Raw genomic sequence first — 15,591 nt, 5'->3', positions numbered from 1 at the left:
CCATGCAATACAAATTGGGGCTTTTGGCGAAAGATATCCATAATTCCGTGCTGCCCCGTGCCTATACGTTCTTCGGCAAAAGCATCGGCGTGGATGTGGATTTCACCATCTGCAATGTGCCGCCGGAACGGCTGGACGAAACCGTGCAGACTATGAAAGAGCAGATGAAGGGCTTTACGGTGACGATGCCGTATAAGGTGAAAATCATGGAATACTGTGATGCGTTGGATGAGTCGGCAGAAAAATGTGGCTCAGCCAATACGATCCTTGTGCGGGATGGCAAGCTGATCGGCTATAATACCGATGGCTGGGGCATGATCAAATCGCTTGGGCTGAAAGGTGTCGATTTTGCCGGAAAGCATGTGGCTATGGTCGGTGCGGGCGGCGTTGCCCTGTCGATCGCGTATAACCTTTCTGTAAATAGCGTAGCAAAGGTGGATGTACTCAACCTGTTCGAGGAAGAGACAAAGCGGCTGACCGACAGGATGGGGCCTCTGTTTACCGGTCATATACTGAATGCGGAAAATCTGTGCGCCTGCGCGGACGGTGCGGATGTATTCATCAACGCCAGCGTTTTAGGACAGGTCGGCTATGACGATTATGCGTCGCTGGACTTCCTGGACAGGCTTCGGCCGGACGCGGTGGTGTTTGATGTCAATTATTCCAATCCGGCTGCCCGGCTGCCGGCTGCGGCGGCCGCACGCGGGCTGCGCAGCTATGTTGGAAATACGATGAGTTCCTGCCAGGGGATCCGCGCGATGGAGATCTGGACCGGTACCGCGCCCACAGATGAAGCGGCGTGCGAACTGGTCGCCCTGATCGAGCGCGGGGACTGATAGGACAAAAACAGCAGAAAAAGGAGTGAAACACAATATGGATAAAAAAGATACGATCCGCAAGGCATTTGAGGCGGGCGGCGGGATTTTTCGTATGGTCCCCACTTTCGTAACCAGAACCTTTAACCTGCCGGGCTACCGCCTGAAAATCCATCCGGACGATTATTATGCCTACGGTATGGAGGCGGGCGCGGTCATGGAGCGCTGGTTCAGCTCGGTGAACCGTACCCGTAACAATAACCTGAAGCGTGAGGACGAGGGACTGAGCTATATTCTCTGTCCGGATGGACAGCAGATCACGCTGGCTGACGCGGTCGCGGAACTGAAAGAGGAATTGATAGGCAGGGAATTGCAGGAGAAGTACGGCACATGGCCGATTTTCGCCAAGTTTTTTGACTACAAAAATCCGCTGTATTTCCACTTCCATCCGGACGACGCAGTAGCGGAAAAAGTTGGATGTTCGGCCAAGCCGGAATGCTATTACTTCCCACCGCAGTTGAACAACTATGCAGGCGAGCGCCCCTCGACCTATTTCGGCTTCAACCCGAATGTGACGAAAGCGGATGTGCGGGAACGGCTCGAGCATTTCGGGGACCGTGACACCCATATCACATCGCTTTCCCGCGCGTTCGATCTGGAGATCGGCACAGGCTGGTACATACCGGCCGGCGTGCTGCACGCGCCAGGTTCCCTGCTGACCTATGAGCCGCAGTGGAGCACAGACCTGAACTGTGTGTTTGAAAATGTCGTCTGCGGCGAGGTATACGCGGAGAGGTTCCTGACCGACATCTGTCCGCCGGATGAGGAAAATAAGGTGGATTATATCATGGATGCGGTGGACTGGGAGAAAAACTTCGATCCGGACTTCAAGGAGCACTATTTCCGCCCGCCGGTAGAGCTGTCCAAGACGGATGAGAACCTGACGGAAAAGTGGATCTGCTACGGCAATGATTACATCACCGCCAAGGAAACGACCATTGCGCCGCGCAGCACGGTCACACTGACCGACCGCGCCGCTTATGGCTGTGTTCTGCTGCAGGGCTACGGCAAATTCGGCAGTTTCGACGCGGAGGCAGTCAACATGATGCGGGTCGGGGACTTGACTGCGGATGAATTCTTCGTGAGCAAGGATCGCGCGCAGAGCGGTGTCCGAATCACGAATAACAGCCAGACTGAACCGATGGTAATCCTCCAGCATTTTGGACCGGATAACGCGGTTTATGTGCAGAAATAATCAAACGGAGCGGTACTTTGTACCGCTCCGTTTGATTGTTTAAAGAATAAAAGAGAATGTACAGTCAAACATAGCGCATGGCTGCAGCGGGGAGGCGACAGCAGTGCGTCGTCTGCGTCAGCGCGATGCCGGACGGCTGCCAGTCGATAGCGAGCAGGCGGGGAGCGATCAGAAGAAGGCGGGGATACAACAAGAGGGGCGCGTCTTCCAGTTCGGATCAGATGCGGTAGCGTCCGCTTTGGAAATATAGTGTTGATTGATAAGACGTTGAGTGGCAAATCCTAATATCTGGCACGGGGCCGCGTGTTACACGGACGCATGCGGTCAAGCCTCAGCCGACTGGAGAGACTCCTGCGGGGGGAGGGGGGGCAGAGAGTTTTGTAAAAATTGCTGTTGTTGCTGTGGTCAAGCATGTTGTCATGTTACCTGTAATATGTGAAAATAGGATAAACAAAACGTGAAAACCTCTAAAACCGCATTTGAAGAGGCCGGACGCGCCAACGCGACAATCAGGGGATACATTTTACGGATGCTGGTCAAGAGCCGCCAGCATGCCTTATGGTTCGGCGCATCTCCAACGACCTGATGAAAGGCGGCCTGGTTTCCGATCCTGACATTTGGGAGCCACTCAAGTATCTTACCGATATGGGGCTAATTGAGTTCACCGATGTACGCATCACGCCCTACACAGCCTATGAGCGTGACGGCGTGGCCCGTCTGACCACCAAGGGGATTCGGTTCATTGAGAACGGCGGCGATGATGAAGCGTGGATTGATCTGTAATGGCTGATAAACCGCGTAAGCCGCGCTCTGATTCACGAATGTACCAGTTGCCAAAAGGGGGGGATTAGGTAAACGAAATGCTGACAAAGGACAACATGAGCTAACGTGACATTCAGCACTGGCTTGAGACACAACATAGCACGAAGGTCAGCATTTCGTCAATCTCCCACTATGTTTTCCGTATCTATGAGACGGCGGATCGTGTGGCGAAAGACCTCGAAAAGACAAAATTCATCGTGGATTTGATAGGTGAAAATTGCGATATTAACACGGTGAAAGTGACCACAGCAATTATACCTATCCTAATTTCTGTTGCTTAAAAGCCTTGAACAACTTTAAGACGATAATTATTTCTTTCTTCTGTGTAACCGGAAAGCGGAGAACGCTGAGGAATTCCTCTATAGCTGGTATACTGCCAAGCCGTTACTTCAAGCAGGGGCAACATGAGCGGGTGTGCGTGACATGCCTCCCCCTAATGTTACCCCTAACATAATGAAAGCAACGAGATCTATGTGCTCCAAATGGAAAAATAAGTTGAGATAACTGCAATAAAATGAAAATAATAGAAGTTTTTTGGAGGTATATACTGCAAAAAATGACTTCGAATCCCACCTTCTCCGCCATATAATCGCACTTTTTCTTGATGGAAAAGTGCGATTTTTTAGTCCCAATTTCCTTGTCGATCCACATGCTCCCGTCGGATAACTATGCAAAATGTTTTGCAATATTGCCTGAAATATAGTAACTTTGGTACTATAAGAAAGAGAGAGGTGCCGCATGGTGCGGAAAACAGTCTGTACCTCCGTGTTGAAGGCCGTGCTGGCCGGGCTGCAGTCGGGCGCATAGGACGGTTCAGAGTTCTCGATGAGTTGCTGGGCGCAGGAGGGCGTGGCTGCAGCCTACCAAAGCAGGGCCGTTTCGGACGAGTTTGATTTGGGTGCAGATTGCCTATTCTTTGGGGAATCTGGTGTTCGGCGGCAGCAATAACCCGTCGGACAAAAACTGCCTGATCTACCGGCATACGTTTACGCTCGATCTGTACAGCCGTCAGGTTGCTGCCTCCTCTCATCAGGCCATTCCCTGTTTGGTTTCTTCCGTATCGTGGCGGAACGACTACCATCCTGTAAAGCGCTGAGTGTTTTCACCGGCCTTTAGGTTGGTGAGAACAGACAGGGTGTCAATATACAAAGAACAGTCTCGGATCAGATCCGAGGCTGTGTGGGTTGTGATCTGCCAAAGTGCCAAAATGGGGGAGGGGCTCTGCCGGATAAAACTGCCGAACTGTGGCGTTGTGAAGCCGGTTTCTGTTTAGACAATAGGATAGATCTTGCCCTTGCTGATGAGCCTTGCGCGGAGTGGAGGGCGAATGCGTTTTTACATACATATACTCTTGAACTTCTTTTATAAGTGAATTTATATCACAAAGAAAAAGGGGCGGCTGTGATACCACAGCCGCTCTGGTATAATCATTTCGCTTAAGGATAGCGCGCCGCTCGGTATCATGATAAACTGATATGGCTTGACTCCATGCACCGGCCTGCCTTTTACGATAAAATAAAACCGGCGTGGGAGCAAAAATAAACCGTTTCCCGTGAACCGTGCGGATACACCGGAGGCGCCAATCCCATTGCCCTCCTATGCTTCGCAAGGCAAGTCGGGAATCTCGTCGCATAATTTGCGGCCTGCCCTCTGCCGCAGATGTTCGTTTGCCTGATTGAGCGGGCCGAACGTTTGGCATGGGCAGAACACATATCGGCAGGCATCCATTACAGCACATGCGGACTGTAACGTCTGTTTGGTGATCGGCTGATAGGCATGTTCGGAAATGACCTCCGCTGCCAGCATGGACGCGACAGGATAATCCATGTCGTTTTCATGCAGGATTCCGGCGGCGAACGGGATGCCGTGCTGTTGCAAGCGGCGGTATATCGGGAGTCCGCTGCCGCCTCCGCCGATGACAAACACCTGCGGCTGCCCCCGCGCTGCCTGCAGTTCTGGAAAGCCAAAGGCTTCATTATAGGAACCGGAGGTGATTCCATACAGTTCGGCAATATAGCCGCCGGAGAAAATCTCTTCCGACGTACCGTAGCGGTCTACCGCGTTGTGCCGGACACAAAGGATGTGATCGGATACCTTTTGCGCCAGATCGATCTCGTGCAGGGACATAACGACCGCCAGTTGTTTTTCGCGCACCAGTTGTTTGAGCATAGACAATAATTCGAGCTTATAGCGGATGTCCAGAAAGGAGGTTGGCTCGTCAAGCACGATTACTTCAGGCTCCTGGCAGATGGCGCGTGCCAGAAGTACGCGCTGCCGCTGCCCGTCGCTGATCTGCGAAAAGTCGCGGTCATACAGCTCCTCCGCATGCACCAGCGCCATAGCTTCCCGCACTTTGCGGCGGTCAGCGGCGGATAAAACGCCCATAAGCCCTGTATAGGGATACCGTCCCGTGCTAACTATATCCCCGCAGGTCATCAGTTCAGGCTGGACACGCTCAGTCATCAGGACGGACATCGACTGTGCAACTGTCTGCTCCGACAGGCTGCGCATCGCGCGGCCGTCCAGATATACGGTCCCGCCAATCAGGGCAAGCTGCCGAATGATGCTTTTCAATATAGTGGATTTACCTGCGCCATTCGGCCCGATGAGCGACAGGATCTCGCCTTTGCGGACGTGAATCTCAATATCGCGGATCAGAGGAACGCCGCGATACCCTACTGTCATGTGTTCCGTGCGGATTTTATAGGTATCCACAGCGGCTTCCTCCTTTCATCCTGCCTGCATCCTGCGGCGCACCATGATGTAAATGACGACCGGTGCGCCTAAAACCGCTGTTACTGAGCTGATGCCTAGTTCGGTAGGAGCAAAAGCTGTGCGCGCGATCAGATCGCAGAACAGGCTGAAGGCCGCGCCGCCCAGAAAAGAGCCGGGGATGATCAGAAGCGGTTTGGCAGTCTGGAACAGGCTTTTTACAAGATGCGGTACCGCAATGCCGACAAACGAGATCGGTCCGGCAAAAGCGGCCACGCATGCGGATAACAGGCTGGACAGCAAAATCAGGGATAAGCGGAAGGCCCGAATATTCACCCCCATATTCCGCGCATAGACCTCGCCCATCTGATAGGCGCTGATCGGCTTAGAGAGCAGGAAGGTAAGCAGCAGCGCGGCCAGCACAACGGGTGCCATGATGTAAATGTTTTCCCATGAAATGCCGGAAAAGCTGCCCATTGACCAGTTATGAAGATTGACGATATTGAAATCATCGGCAAAGGTTACAACAAAATCCGTAACCGCAGAACAGATATTGCCGATCATTACGCCGCAGATGATGAGCAGCGACATTTTCCTGACCTTCTGGGAAATGAGCAGCACAAACCCCATGCATAGCATGGCGCCCACAAAGGCCGCCGTAATCATCAGCGCCGAGCCGATGATCAGGCCGTGCGCAAGTGCGCCCACCAAAGCCAGCGAAACCATCAGTCGGGAACCGGATGAAATGCCCAGAATAAACGGGCTGGCAATAGGGTTGGCAAAAAAGGTCTGCAGCAGAAAACCGGAAACCGACAGCGCGCCTCCCAGTAAAACCGCGGCCAGAATGCGCGGCAGGCGGATGTCCCAGATGACGGCGGCGTTTTCACCGCTGCGAAACAGCAGGATGTGCAGCACTTCGCTGACGGACAGATGCAGGCTGCCCGAATGGATGTTCCAGATCAGCAGGGCCAGCAGCAGTATGGCCAGCATGCCGAAGGATAAGATATAACGCCTGGTTCGTTTTTCTTCCATAGGTACCTTCTTTTATGTCAGCCGATGCAGGTAGGTCAGAGGTTCCGGAGCCTCTTCGGTCAGTACGGCGTGGATATCCAGAATCATATCGCCAAGGCCCATCGTGGACTGGAACAGGTTTTGTCCGGTACACCACACGTCGCCGTTCCGGACTGCCTTGAAATCAGCGAGTAGCGGGCTTTTGGCCAGCAACTCGTCGATGGAATGCAGTTCCCCGTCAATCGTGCTGTTATAGATGATGACATCCGCGTCTTTGGCTCCCGTATAAAACATCTCCATCTGCATATTCATGGTAGAGAGTGCGTTGTCATTCCCAAGGTCGCTGAAGATGTATGTTCCGCCCGCCATTTCGATCATTTTCGCCACATAGTCGTTGGACTTGCGGACATTGGCGGAACCATTGGAATTGATATAAAAGAACGCGACGGTCTTGCCGGTGTTCTCCTGCTCCATCACAGGCCGCAGGCTGTCGAGCGCCTGCTGATATATGGCTTCCGCCGCCTCCTCACGGTTCAGCAGCACTCCGTACAGCTTCAGCCACTCCATGCGCCCCAGCGGGCTGCTCTCGTAGCTGGAGCGCTCTACCAGTACGGGTACGCCCAACCGTTCGAGCTGTTCTTTCACCTCGGGTGAATGATAGATCATGGTCGATTCGACCGCCAGATCGCATTGCTCAGCATAAATCAGTTCATAATCCGGCGCACTGTATTTGCCGGCGTACAGCATCGCTCCGTTTTGCATTGCGGCTTTGGCCTCATCAATATACCAGCCTCTTTCGTCTGTGCCGGACAGCCGGATGCTGCCGATACTGTCCAGCGCGCAGAACAGGTCCATGGCAGAGGTTGCAACCAGATAGATATGGTCCAGCGGTTGCGTAAGGACAACGGTCGTATCCGCCAGCCCATCCGGCACCGGCTTGTTTTCCGGAACGACAAGATAATCGTTGCCGTCGACAATATGGATTAACGCATAGCCGCCGGTGTAATAATCGACTGTGAACTGGTCGGCGTATTGCAGGTCAAGGCCGCTTTCCACCGTGAGGCTGTCCCAACTGACTGCGGAAGGCTCACCTGACACCGGCTCGGATGCGGGGGAGCAGGCGGCCAGCAGAACGGCAAGCGAAAGGATGGCCGCCGCCATTCCATGCCTTTTCATGATGCCGCCGGAGAAAGGGAAGCCGAATCGAAGCGTAGCGCGTAATCAATTTCATGCGGCTGGCTCATTGCAACCGTATCAGCAACCACCGCCATTTTCCAGTCAAAACAGGTCACGGGGATGGTAAACACCGAACGGTCGTTTTCAATGACAGCGTCATAGCGCACATCAGCAACCTTCATGTAGTCGTAGTTCGAGCTGCTCCAGACGATAGTTGCCGTGACCTCGCCGTCCCTGACCGTCACCTGCGCGGGCGATTCCACGCTCGCGCGGCCGGAGCCGCCCTCCAGGGCGATGTCAACCTGATAGCTGCCATCCGCCAGCGCCAGCTCCTCCGGCGTTGTTACGACGCCGGAGGCAAAAGCGTCAACCGGCAGGGAATCGGCGCGGAACACCAGCGTGCGGTCGTACCATTTTTCCTTGTTTTTGCTGAATGCGGCGCAGGGGATGCCAGCATCCAGCGCATCGACCGGCACGGTATAGGTGTGGGCGCCTGCGGCCTCTTCGACAAACGGGATATATGCCGTCTCGTCTGCGGCTGCGGCCTGCTCGCCCGTACCCATATAGACATACAGGTAGCCGGCTCCGCCCATGGTCATTTGTGCGGTCATGCTTCCGTCCTTTACGGTAAGCCGACAGGCGACGATATGGAACATGGATGAGCTGGAGTCTACCGTTACATCGTATACGCCGTCCCTGATCTGAGAGCCGTCGATCGGTGTCATATCCTCCGCAACAACGTCTTCTACGCCGGCCATCTCGTCGGCGGAAGCGACTGCGTCATTTACGGGTGGAATATCGGATTGCTGACCATTTCTATCAGCGGTGCAGCCCACCCCGAACAGCAGCAGGGCCGTTAGAGTGGCAAGTGGTACAAGGTTGCCTGTTCTCATGTGTTTAGCGCGGTTTTCGTGAGAATACCGCATCCTCCTTTTGCAAAAAAATGTTCCCTCGACATTCTGAACGGGGTCCGGCCTGAGAAGCCGCACCCCGTTCAGAACAAGAAGTATAAAAAAGCAGAAAGATAAGGAAAGAAAGCTGTTTGAAATAATCAGCCTAATTTTGCCGCTGCAGCCTGTGCGTGCTGTACCAGCAAGTCCTGGATCGCTTCGAGCTGCCCTAAGCCCTCTACGATCGTAATCACTTCATAACCGGCGTCCTCGAAAGCGGTTTTCCAGGCGCCTTCCTCATCGCCGGCCATATCGTTGTTGGCATGGTCGCCTGCCACGATCATCAGCGGACGAAGCACTACCTTTTTGTAATTGCCGGCCTGGACAAGCGACAGGACATCCTCTAACGTCGGAGAGGCTTCCACCGTGCCGACAAAGTAATTGGCATGGCCGCCGTCCGTCAACACCTGCTGCATCCTGGCATATACGCTGTTGGAATCGGCCTCGGTCCCGTGGCCCATAAAGCAGATTGCGGTTTCGCCGTCGTCATATTCCGCAGTCGCCGCGACGATTGCATCCGCGACGGCCTGGAAATCCGCGTCACTGGTCAGCAGCGGTTCGCCGATGACTACCTTTTCAAAAGAATCGCTGTACTCCGCGAGTTCATTGACCAGATCATTGTATTCCAGACCATTCATCAGATGGGTCGGCTGAACGACCAGATTTTTGACACCGTTATCAGCGGCGCGGTCCAGCGCCTCGCCAACGTTGTCAATCACTTCGCCATCGCGGTCCTTGACGTGGTCAAGGATGATTTGGCTGGTAAAGCCGCGGCGTACCGAGTAGTCAGGGAATGCTTCCTGCATGGCTTTCTCGATGGCGCCGATCGTAAGCCGGCGGTTGTCGTTATAGCTGGTGCCGAAGCTGACAACCAGCAGTTCGTTTTCGCCAATATCGTCCTGATTGAGCGGATCGTCCAGACTGGCGTCTCCGGTATCATAGTTTTCATCGGGGGCAGTCTGTTCTGTCTCCCCGCCGGCCGCGGTTTCAGCGTGGGTATCCGTGTTGTCTTCCGCCTGCGTTTGAGTGGAAGCGCATCCGGCCAGCAGAGAAGCAAGCAGGGCGGCCGATAGCAGGACAACCAGCAGTTTTTTAAGTTTCATTTTTGTTTTTCCTCCTTTTGGGGGACATCCCCTGTGATGTATATAAAATGCACACCACTTCTGAAAAAGTACAGGAAAAACAAAACCCTTTTACTGCATATGACGTGCAAATAAAAGGGTCGTAAAGAGACAAACGCGGCTACAGTACGACCAATTACTCGTGATCTGGAATGTGATTCCTGTACCAACAGGCGGCAGGTTTCCTGACTTGCAGATCGCTACGCACGGCCGCCTTCCCGGTTTGCACCAGTGGACTGAATGGACGCGCATTCCCTGCTTACAGTGACGAGATCGTACAGGCTTCCCACCTGTTTCCCTTTTAACCCGCATCTTCGACAGATAAGGAAGTGCAGGCACCGACTGCTCGCTGTATTCAGTTTTGAATCTATTCCTCATTATACAACCTATATCGCAGATGTCAAGCAGATACTTTGGATAAGCTTATTGAACTTTTATAAATCCGCTGCCGATCTGTGCTATGATAATAAACGGGCAGGTGAACGATATGACGGATATTCCTTATATCATAGCAGATTTCGCGCGGAGGGTATGGGAATGAACAAAGGTATTAACGCTGTCAAAAAATAAGGAAGCGTTTTGCTGCTTCCTTGAGATAGCAGAAGCTTTGAGAAAAGCTCTGGTCTGAATCAGACCAGAGCTTTTTTGCTGCATAAAAATCAGGCAGGAGCGGGAAAAACTTTGCTGATTGAACGGCGCATCAAAACACTCGGCCGGCAAAGAGGGGATACAGAAAGCCGCTGCAGATATGCGCCGAAGCGCTATAGCAGATTTTGTGTCCGGTACGAGCGGGGTGTAGCCTTATACTGTTCCTTGAATTTTTTGTAAAGTAGCTGGTGTTATTGAAGCCGGTTGAATAACAGATATCAGATATGCTGTTTTTGGTGCTTGTCAGTAGCTGCGCGGCTTGTAGCAGGCGGAACTGGTTGACATATTCGATCGGCGTCATTCTGGAAAGCTCGGAAAAGCAGCGGAAGCATTCGCTTTTGCTAATGTTGGCGGCTGCAGCGATCTCGGAAATCGTGATGGGCTGCGCATAATTTTTGCGAATGAAATGCAGCATAGTCCGCATGCGCTGCTCCCGCAGGAATTTGCTGCTGTTCTCGGAAACCGAAGCGGCCTTGGGCAGGATGGCAAGCAGATTGCGCCAAATGCCGATCAAATGCTCCAGCAGGAACAGCTCATAGGCGGTATGGGTGCTTTCGGCGTAGTACATGCGCTTGAGCAGTTCCAGAACCACATGCCCCTCCTTGCGTTCCGGCGTGATGACAAAGGCCTCTGGATGGCGGGAAGTCAGCGGGGCCGCATATTTTTCACAGTTGGAGACTTGAAACAGATTGGTCAGGAACTGCGGGAGCAAAACCACATTGTAGCCAATGGCGTTTGAGGAAAGCGCTTTCATCATATGTACGGCTTCCGGCGCGATATAGATAGCGCTGCCCTCGCTAACTATATAGCGGGTGCCGTTGACCCGATATTCCGCATTTCCTTTCAACATGATCTGAAGCTCAAACTCATTGTGCCAGTGGCTTGGGAAACTGCCGTCTGCAAACGTGTCGAAATGGTCCACAAATTCGGATAGGGGGAACATCTGGTTCAAATAGGTCAATTCCTCTTTTACTGCGTGCAGCGCGCTGATATTTTCCATACAGGGCTTCCTCCTTTGCAGAAGTAGTTTTAAAGTCTCATGAAGGCGGAAAAAGGGCGTTGTGAGAAATGTACAATAGGGAAAACGAATTTTGCGTTTTAACCACGGATATGCCTATAAATAGTTAAGAAAAAATCAAAAAACAAAAATGCTGTTGTTCAATGTGACGATAACAGGACTGGAGAGGGATAGAAATGACGTTGGATTTGCCTGAAACTGTTGCGATATTCCCAGTGGCGTGGGAGGATAATTACAATTCCTGAAATTAAATTGATTGAACCCCTTGTGCTTTCATAGTACTATACCAGTATAAAAGAGTTGCCGGTAATTTTCAAGAGCATTATCCTAAATGAACGGAAGATTGAAAGGGGCTGTAAAAAGTGCGGAAATCAGAACTTTTTCTCGGAGAAGCGAAAAGGACGACCGCCTGCATCATACCGGCATGGATATACGGGGCGGCACCGGAAAACGATTGGATGCAAGCGGTCCAGTTGGCATAGTTCCGGCTACGATTTTCCCAGCTTGCACAATGCTTGAGGGAAAACGGATTGCCTTGGGGCGATCCGGATTGTGATTGGAAAGAGAAAGGAGTTTTTCAGTTGGAGCATACTTCGGAAATCCAGCGGAGCAGAGAGGACCACGTTGTCAGCCTGCGGGAAAAGATATGCTATGGTTTGGGCGATTCGGCCTGTAACGTGGTATACGGCCTGTGCAGCACGCTGCTTACCTTTTTTTATACGGATTATGTGGGTGTCAGTGCCGCGCTCGTCGGTATCATTTTCCTGATTACGCGTGTGTTTGACGGTGTTTCGGATATTATCATGGGCTTTATCACGGACCGGACGAAATCCAAGTACGGCAAAGCGCGGCCGTGGATTCTGTGGATGGCGGTGCCGTATGCGGTGACGTTCGTCCTGCTGTTCCTCATTCCGGCGAATGCGCCGGTCATGGTGCAGGCAGTGTATATTTTCGTCACCTATAACCTGGTCAATACGGTGGTTTATACCGCGCTCAACCTGCCGTATTCCACGATGGCCTCTCTGATTACGCGCGACCAGAAATCCCGTACCTCCACCCAGGCGATCCGCATTTTCTGCGGGCCGATGGGCAAGATGGTGGTTACGGTTTCCACGATCCCGCTGGTGCAGGCGTTTGGCAACACCCAGCAGAGCTGGATCATCGTTTCGATCATCTTCGCCGTGATCGCGCTGGTGCTGCTGCTGGTCTGCTTCTTCAATATTGAGGAGCGCGTGGTGATCGAAGCGGCAAAAACCGAGAAGGTATCGGTGGGAAGAAGCCTAAAGGCGCTGTTTTCCAACCAGTACTGGGCGATCTGCCTGGGGCTGTGGGGCTTTATGGTCATGATGAGCACTGTCACCGGTACGATCGAAACCTATTACTGTAAATACATATTGGGCAACGAGGCCTTGTACAGTCCGATCTACGCGGCGGAGCTGATCGCGCAGAGCATCGTTGTGCTGATCGTGCCGCAGTTTGTACTCCGCTTCGGAAAGAGGAATCTGACGCTTGCCGGTATTCTGCTGGTAATCGTGGCGCAGTTTGTGTGGATGAGCAACCCGATGAGCGTCACCGTCGCCATGGTCAGCGCCGTGCTGCGCGGCATCGGTGTTGCGCCGCTGTGGGCCTGCGTATTCCCGATGATCGCGGACTGCGCGGAATTCGGTCAGTGGAAGACCCACGTCCGGCAGGACGGCATGATTTTCAGCGCCGCTTCGGTCGGCTCCAAGCTGGGCGGCGGCCTTGCTTCGGCGGGCATCGGCCTGCTGATGGATTCGGTCGGGTATGACGGCCTGGCCGCGGTACAGAACGCGGACGCGATGGCGATGATCAAAGCAATCTGCATGTATGCGCCAATCATTTTCTCTGTCATCATCGTGATCCTCTGCCTGCTTTACAAGCTGGATAAGCTCTATCCGCAGGTGATTGCGGATCTGAAAAAGCGCGACGAGCAGGGCATCCTGTAAACGGGCTGCACAATAGGAAGCAGCACAGAACACGGAAAGAAGGTGAAGACAGAAGACATGATAGATTTTGCGATTAATATTGAAACCATTTATCCAGGCATGGAGGTATGCGAGAAAATCGAGCGGGTCAGCGCGGCGGGATTTCGGGCGATCGAATTCTGGAGCTGGCACGACAAGGACCTCGCGGACATCCGGCGGGTCTGCCAGGAACGGGGCGTGTCCGTCAAAGCGTTCAGCGGCACCAGTATCTACTCCCTGTGTGATCGGGCGCACAGCCAGGACTGTATCGACTGGATCCGGCAGTCGCTCGACGCGGCGAAAATGCTGAGCTGCGACAAGCTGATCCTGTTCCCAAATCACTTTACGCCAAACGGCTGCGCGGACTTCCGCGACCAGTACAGCCATACCGCGATGCTTGCCAACATCACGCATACGCTTACCAGGCTGGCGCCGGTGCTGGAGGCAAACGGGGTGACCGCCCTGGTCGAACCGCTTAACAATTTGGGGGGCGACGCGGGCATGTCGCTGACCACAACCGAGGAGGGCGCGGACATCGTGCGCGCGGTCGGTTCGGAGCGGGTCGGTCTGCTGTGCGATGTGTTCCATATGCAGTTGATGCACGGGAACCTGCTGCGCAGCATCACCAACAACCTGGGCGTGGTGAAATACATCCATCTGGCGGACGCGCCCGACCGGCACGAGCCGGGAACGGGGGAGATCAACTTTGATTTCCTGCTGCGCGGCGTGGCGGAAAGCGGCTACGCGGGGACGGTCTGCTTTGAATATTTTCCGGCAGGGAACACCGAGGCCGGCTTCCCCGCAGTCAAAAAGCTTTGCGATTCCATTTCAAAATAAAACCAACCACTATCATCAATTTTTAAGGAGGACGACAAAATGTTCAAGGAAGTAACGTACGGTATGGTAGGCGGCGACCTGAAAGCTCTGATCGGCGAGTGCCACCGCAAGGCGCTGGGCCTGGATCCGCGCGCGAAGCTGGTCTGCGGCTGCTTTTCCGCGATCGACGAGCTGAATGACGAGTGCGCGGAGGCGTACCACGTTGATAAATCCCGCGTGTATTACAACGCGGAGGATATGGCAAAGGCTGAGGCTGGCAAGATCGATTTCGTTTCCATCTGCACGCCGAACTTTGTGCATTACTCCGCTGCCAAGACCTTTCTGGAGCACGGCATCAACGTCGTGTGTGAGAAGCCCCTCACCCTGACCGTGGAAGAAGCCGAGGACCTGGCCCGCATTGCCAAGGAGAAAAAACTGGTGTTCGCGGTGGACTACTGCTATTCCGGCTATGTTATGTGCAAGGTCATGAAGCAGATGATTGCGCGCGGCGACATCGGCCAGATCATCGCGGTCAATGCCAACTATATTGAGAACAGCTTCCTCAGCCTGCTGGCCGAAAAGGAGCAGGTCAACGGCCGTATCTGGCGCACCGATCCCAAGTATAGCGGCATCTCCAACACCTGCGCGGACGATGGCACGCATGTCGAGCATCTGGTACACTATGTCACCGGCCTGAAGATCAAGCGCCTGCTGGCCACGACTGATACGTTCGGCAAAAAGCTGGACCTGAACGACAACATTATTCTGGAGTATGAAAACGGCGTTCACGGTGCTTACTGGTTCACCCAGGTAGCCTGCGGCTGCCCCAACGAAATCGACCTGCGGATCATGGGTACGGAGGGCTGCCTGGAGTGGCACCAGACCCGTCCGGACGAAGTGGTTTACATCAAAAAGGGCGAGGCGCCCCGCACGCTCTGCCGCGCAGGCGACGGCATCGACGTACCCGCAGGCAAGCTGGCGCGCGTGCCGTTCGGCCATCCGGAAGGCTACTATATCGCGATCGCCAATATCTACCGCAGCGTGATCGACACGATCCTCAAGCTCAAAAACGGCGAGACCCCGACCGAGGAGGATCTGGACTTTCCGGATGTGGAAACCGGCGTCAACGGCGTCAAGTTCTTCCACGCTGTCGTTGAGAGCGCGCAGAACAACTCCAAGTGGGTGGAGATCAACTAAGAGCAGAACGGCCTGGCAGGGGCAGGGCGGCCGGCCCTGTCCGTGCCGGACCGGAACAGGAGGAA

Annotated in this window: 14 protein-coding genes and 1 riboswitch; of the genes, 8 read left to right on the top strand and 6 right to left on the bottom strand. The window is 53.8% G+C overall.

The features are described from left to right. Positions 1 to 2 precede the first annotated feature (2 nt). The 5 genes from DBQ51_RS02380 (at position 3) to DBQ51_RS02365 (ending at position 3,988) form a co-directional block, all read left to right on the top strand. On the top strand, positions 3 to 836 hold the full coding sequence (locus tag DBQ51_RS02380) for a shikimate dehydrogenase family protein (RefSeq protein WP_107630663.1): 834 nt from the start codon (positions 3 to 5) through the stop codon (positions 834 to 836). A 37-nt stretch (positions 837 to 873) separates the two neighbouring features. Further along, positions 874 to 2,070: a cupin domain-containing protein gene (locus DBQ51_RS02375; protein ID WP_107630662.1), complete on the top strand. Its 1,197-nt coding sequence runs from the start codon at positions 874 to 876 to the stop codon at positions 2,068 to 2,070. A gap of 103 nt (positions 2,071 to 2,173) precedes the next feature. Next, complete coding sequence (locus tag DBQ51_RS16400; protein ID WP_159068039.1) at positions 2,174 to 2,320, top strand: hypothetical protein; 147 nt, start codon at positions 2,174 to 2,176, stop codon at positions 2,318 to 2,320. A 308-nt stretch (positions 2,321 to 2,628) separates the two neighbouring features. Next, positions 2,629 to 2,853, top strand: a complete 225-nt coding sequence (locus tag DBQ51_RS02370; RefSeq protein ID WP_107630661.1) for a hypothetical protein — start codon at positions 2,629 to 2,631, stop codon at positions 2,851 to 2,853. A gap of 937 nt (positions 2,854 to 3,790) precedes the next feature. Next, positions 3,791 to 3,988, top strand: a complete 198-nt coding sequence (locus tag DBQ51_RS02365; protein WP_054326167.1) for a hypothetical protein — start codon at positions 3,791 to 3,793, stop codon at positions 3,986 to 3,988. 500 nt (positions 3,989 to 4,488) lie between these two features. Here the strand turns inward: DBQ51_RS02365 and DBQ51_RS02360 are convergent, their stop codons facing one another. The 6 genes from DBQ51_RS02360 to DBQ51_RS02335 all read right to left on the bottom strand — a co-directional run bounded on the left by DBQ51_RS02360 (position 4,489) and on the right by DBQ51_RS02335 (position 11,510). Beyond that, positions 4,489 to 5,607: an ABC transporter ATP-binding protein gene (locus DBQ51_RS02360; protein ID WP_407923207.1), complete on the bottom strand. Its 1,119-nt coding sequence runs from the start codon at positions 5,605 to 5,607 to the stop codon at positions 4,489 to 4,491. 15 nt (positions 5,608 to 5,622) lie between these two features. Continuing rightward, positions 5,623 to 6,636 carry a FecCD family ABC transporter permease gene (locus DBQ51_RS02355; protein ID WP_107630659.1) on the bottom strand — a complete coding sequence of 338 codons (1,014 nt, stop codon included), beginning with the start codon at positions 6,634 to 6,636 and terminating at the stop codon, positions 5,623 to 5,625. A 12-nt stretch (positions 6,637 to 6,648) separates the two neighbouring features. Then, positions 6,649 to 7,791, bottom strand: a complete 1,143-nt coding sequence (locus DBQ51_RS02350; protein ID WP_107630658.1) for an ABC transporter substrate-binding protein — start codon at positions 7,789 to 7,791, stop codon at positions 6,649 to 6,651. Next, entirely contained in the window at positions 7,788 to 8,717 is a 930-nt protein-coding gene (locus DBQ51_RS02345; RefSeq protein WP_159068038.1) for a hypothetical protein, read from the bottom strand. The genes DBQ51_RS02350 and DBQ51_RS02345 overlap by 4 nt, the downstream gene beginning before the upstream one ends. A gap of 125 nt (positions 8,718 to 8,842) precedes the next feature. Further along, positions 8,843 to 9,844, bottom strand: coding sequence for a sirohydrochlorin cobaltochelatase (locus tag DBQ51_RS02340; protein WP_107630656.1), 1,002 nt, complete (start codon positions 9,842 to 9,844; stop codon positions 8,843 to 8,845). Positions 9,845 to 10,020: 176 nt separating this feature from the next. Beyond that, positions 10,021 to 10,220, bottom strand: a riboswitch (cobalamin riboswitch). Between the two features lie 342 nt (positions 10,221 to 10,562). After that, positions 10,563 to 11,510: an AraC family transcriptional regulator gene (locus DBQ51_RS02335; RefSeq protein ID WP_107630655.1), complete on the bottom strand. Its 948-nt coding sequence runs from the start codon at positions 11,508 to 11,510 to the stop codon at positions 10,563 to 10,565. Positions 11,511 to 12,109: 599 nt separating this feature from the next. Here DBQ51_RS02335 and DBQ51_RS02330 point away from each other — a divergent pair. From DBQ51_RS02330 to DBQ51_RS02320, 3 genes are read left to right on the top strand one after another with little or no spacing between them, the layout of a single operon-like run. Continuing rightward, positions 12,110 to 13,495: an MFS transporter gene (locus DBQ51_RS02330; RefSeq protein WP_207724456.1), complete on the top strand. Its 1,386-nt coding sequence runs from the start codon at positions 12,110 to 12,112 to the stop codon at positions 13,493 to 13,495. A gap of 57 nt (positions 13,496 to 13,552) precedes the next feature. Continuing rightward, positions 13,553 to 14,350 carry a TIM barrel protein gene (locus DBQ51_RS02325; RefSeq protein ID WP_159068037.1) on the top strand — a complete coding sequence of 266 codons (798 nt, stop codon included), beginning with the start codon at positions 13,553 to 13,555 and terminating at the stop codon, positions 14,348 to 14,350. A 39-nt stretch (positions 14,351 to 14,389) separates the two neighbouring features. Beyond that, a complete protein-coding gene (locus DBQ51_RS02320) occupies positions 14,390 to 15,526 on the top strand; it encodes a Gfo/Idh/MocA family protein (protein ID WP_054326175.1) in 1,137 nt (378 codons plus the stop codon). Positions 15,527 to 15,591 lie beyond the last annotated feature (65 nt).

It is taken from the genome of Agathobaculum massiliense (assembly GCF_900291975.1).
GTDB lineage: Bacteria > Bacillota > Clostridia > Oscillospirales > Butyricicoccaceae > Agathobaculum > Agathobaculum ammoniilyticum.
Note: the sequence above shows the minus strand (reverse complement) of the source record. Positions and strands in the feature narration are given on the sequence as shown.

Coding starts and splice junctions, on each gene's coding strand:
- DBQ51_RS02325 (WP_159068037.1), top strand. CDS start 13,553: ATGATAGATTTTGCGATTAATATTGAAACCATTTATCCAGGCATGGAG.
- DBQ51_RS02350 (WP_107630658.1), bottom strand. CDS start 7,791: ATGAAAAGGCATGGAATGGCGGCGGCCATCCTTTCGCTTGCCGTTCTG.
- DBQ51_RS02380 (WP_107630663.1), top strand. CDS start 3: ATGCAATACAAATTGGGGCTTTTGGCGAAAGATATCCATAATTCCGTG.
- DBQ51_RS02370 (WP_107630661.1), top strand. CDS start 2,629: ATGGTTCGGCGCATCTCCAACGACCTGATGAAAGGCGGCCTGGTTTCC.
- DBQ51_RS02320 (WP_054326175.1), top strand. CDS start 14,390: ATGTTCAAGGAAGTAACGTACGGTATGGTAGGCGGCGACCTGAAAGCT.
- DBQ51_RS02340 (WP_107630656.1), bottom strand. CDS start 9,844: ATGAAACTTAAAAAACTGCTGGTTGTCCTGCTATCGGCCGCCCTGCTT.
- DBQ51_RS02375 (WP_107630662.1), top strand. CDS start 874: ATGGATAAAAAAGATACGATCCGCAAGGCATTTGAGGCGGGCGGCGGG.
- DBQ51_RS02355 (WP_107630659.1), bottom strand. CDS start 6,636: ATGGAAGAAAAACGAACCAGGCGTTATATCTTATCCTTCGGCATGCTG.
- DBQ51_RS02345 (WP_159068038.1), bottom strand. CDS start 8,717: ATGCGGTATTCTCACGAAAACCGCGCTAAACACATGAGAACAGGCAAC.
- DBQ51_RS02335 (WP_107630655.1), bottom strand. CDS start 11,510: ATGGAAAATATCAGCGCGCTGCACGCAGTAAAAGAGGAATTGACCTAT.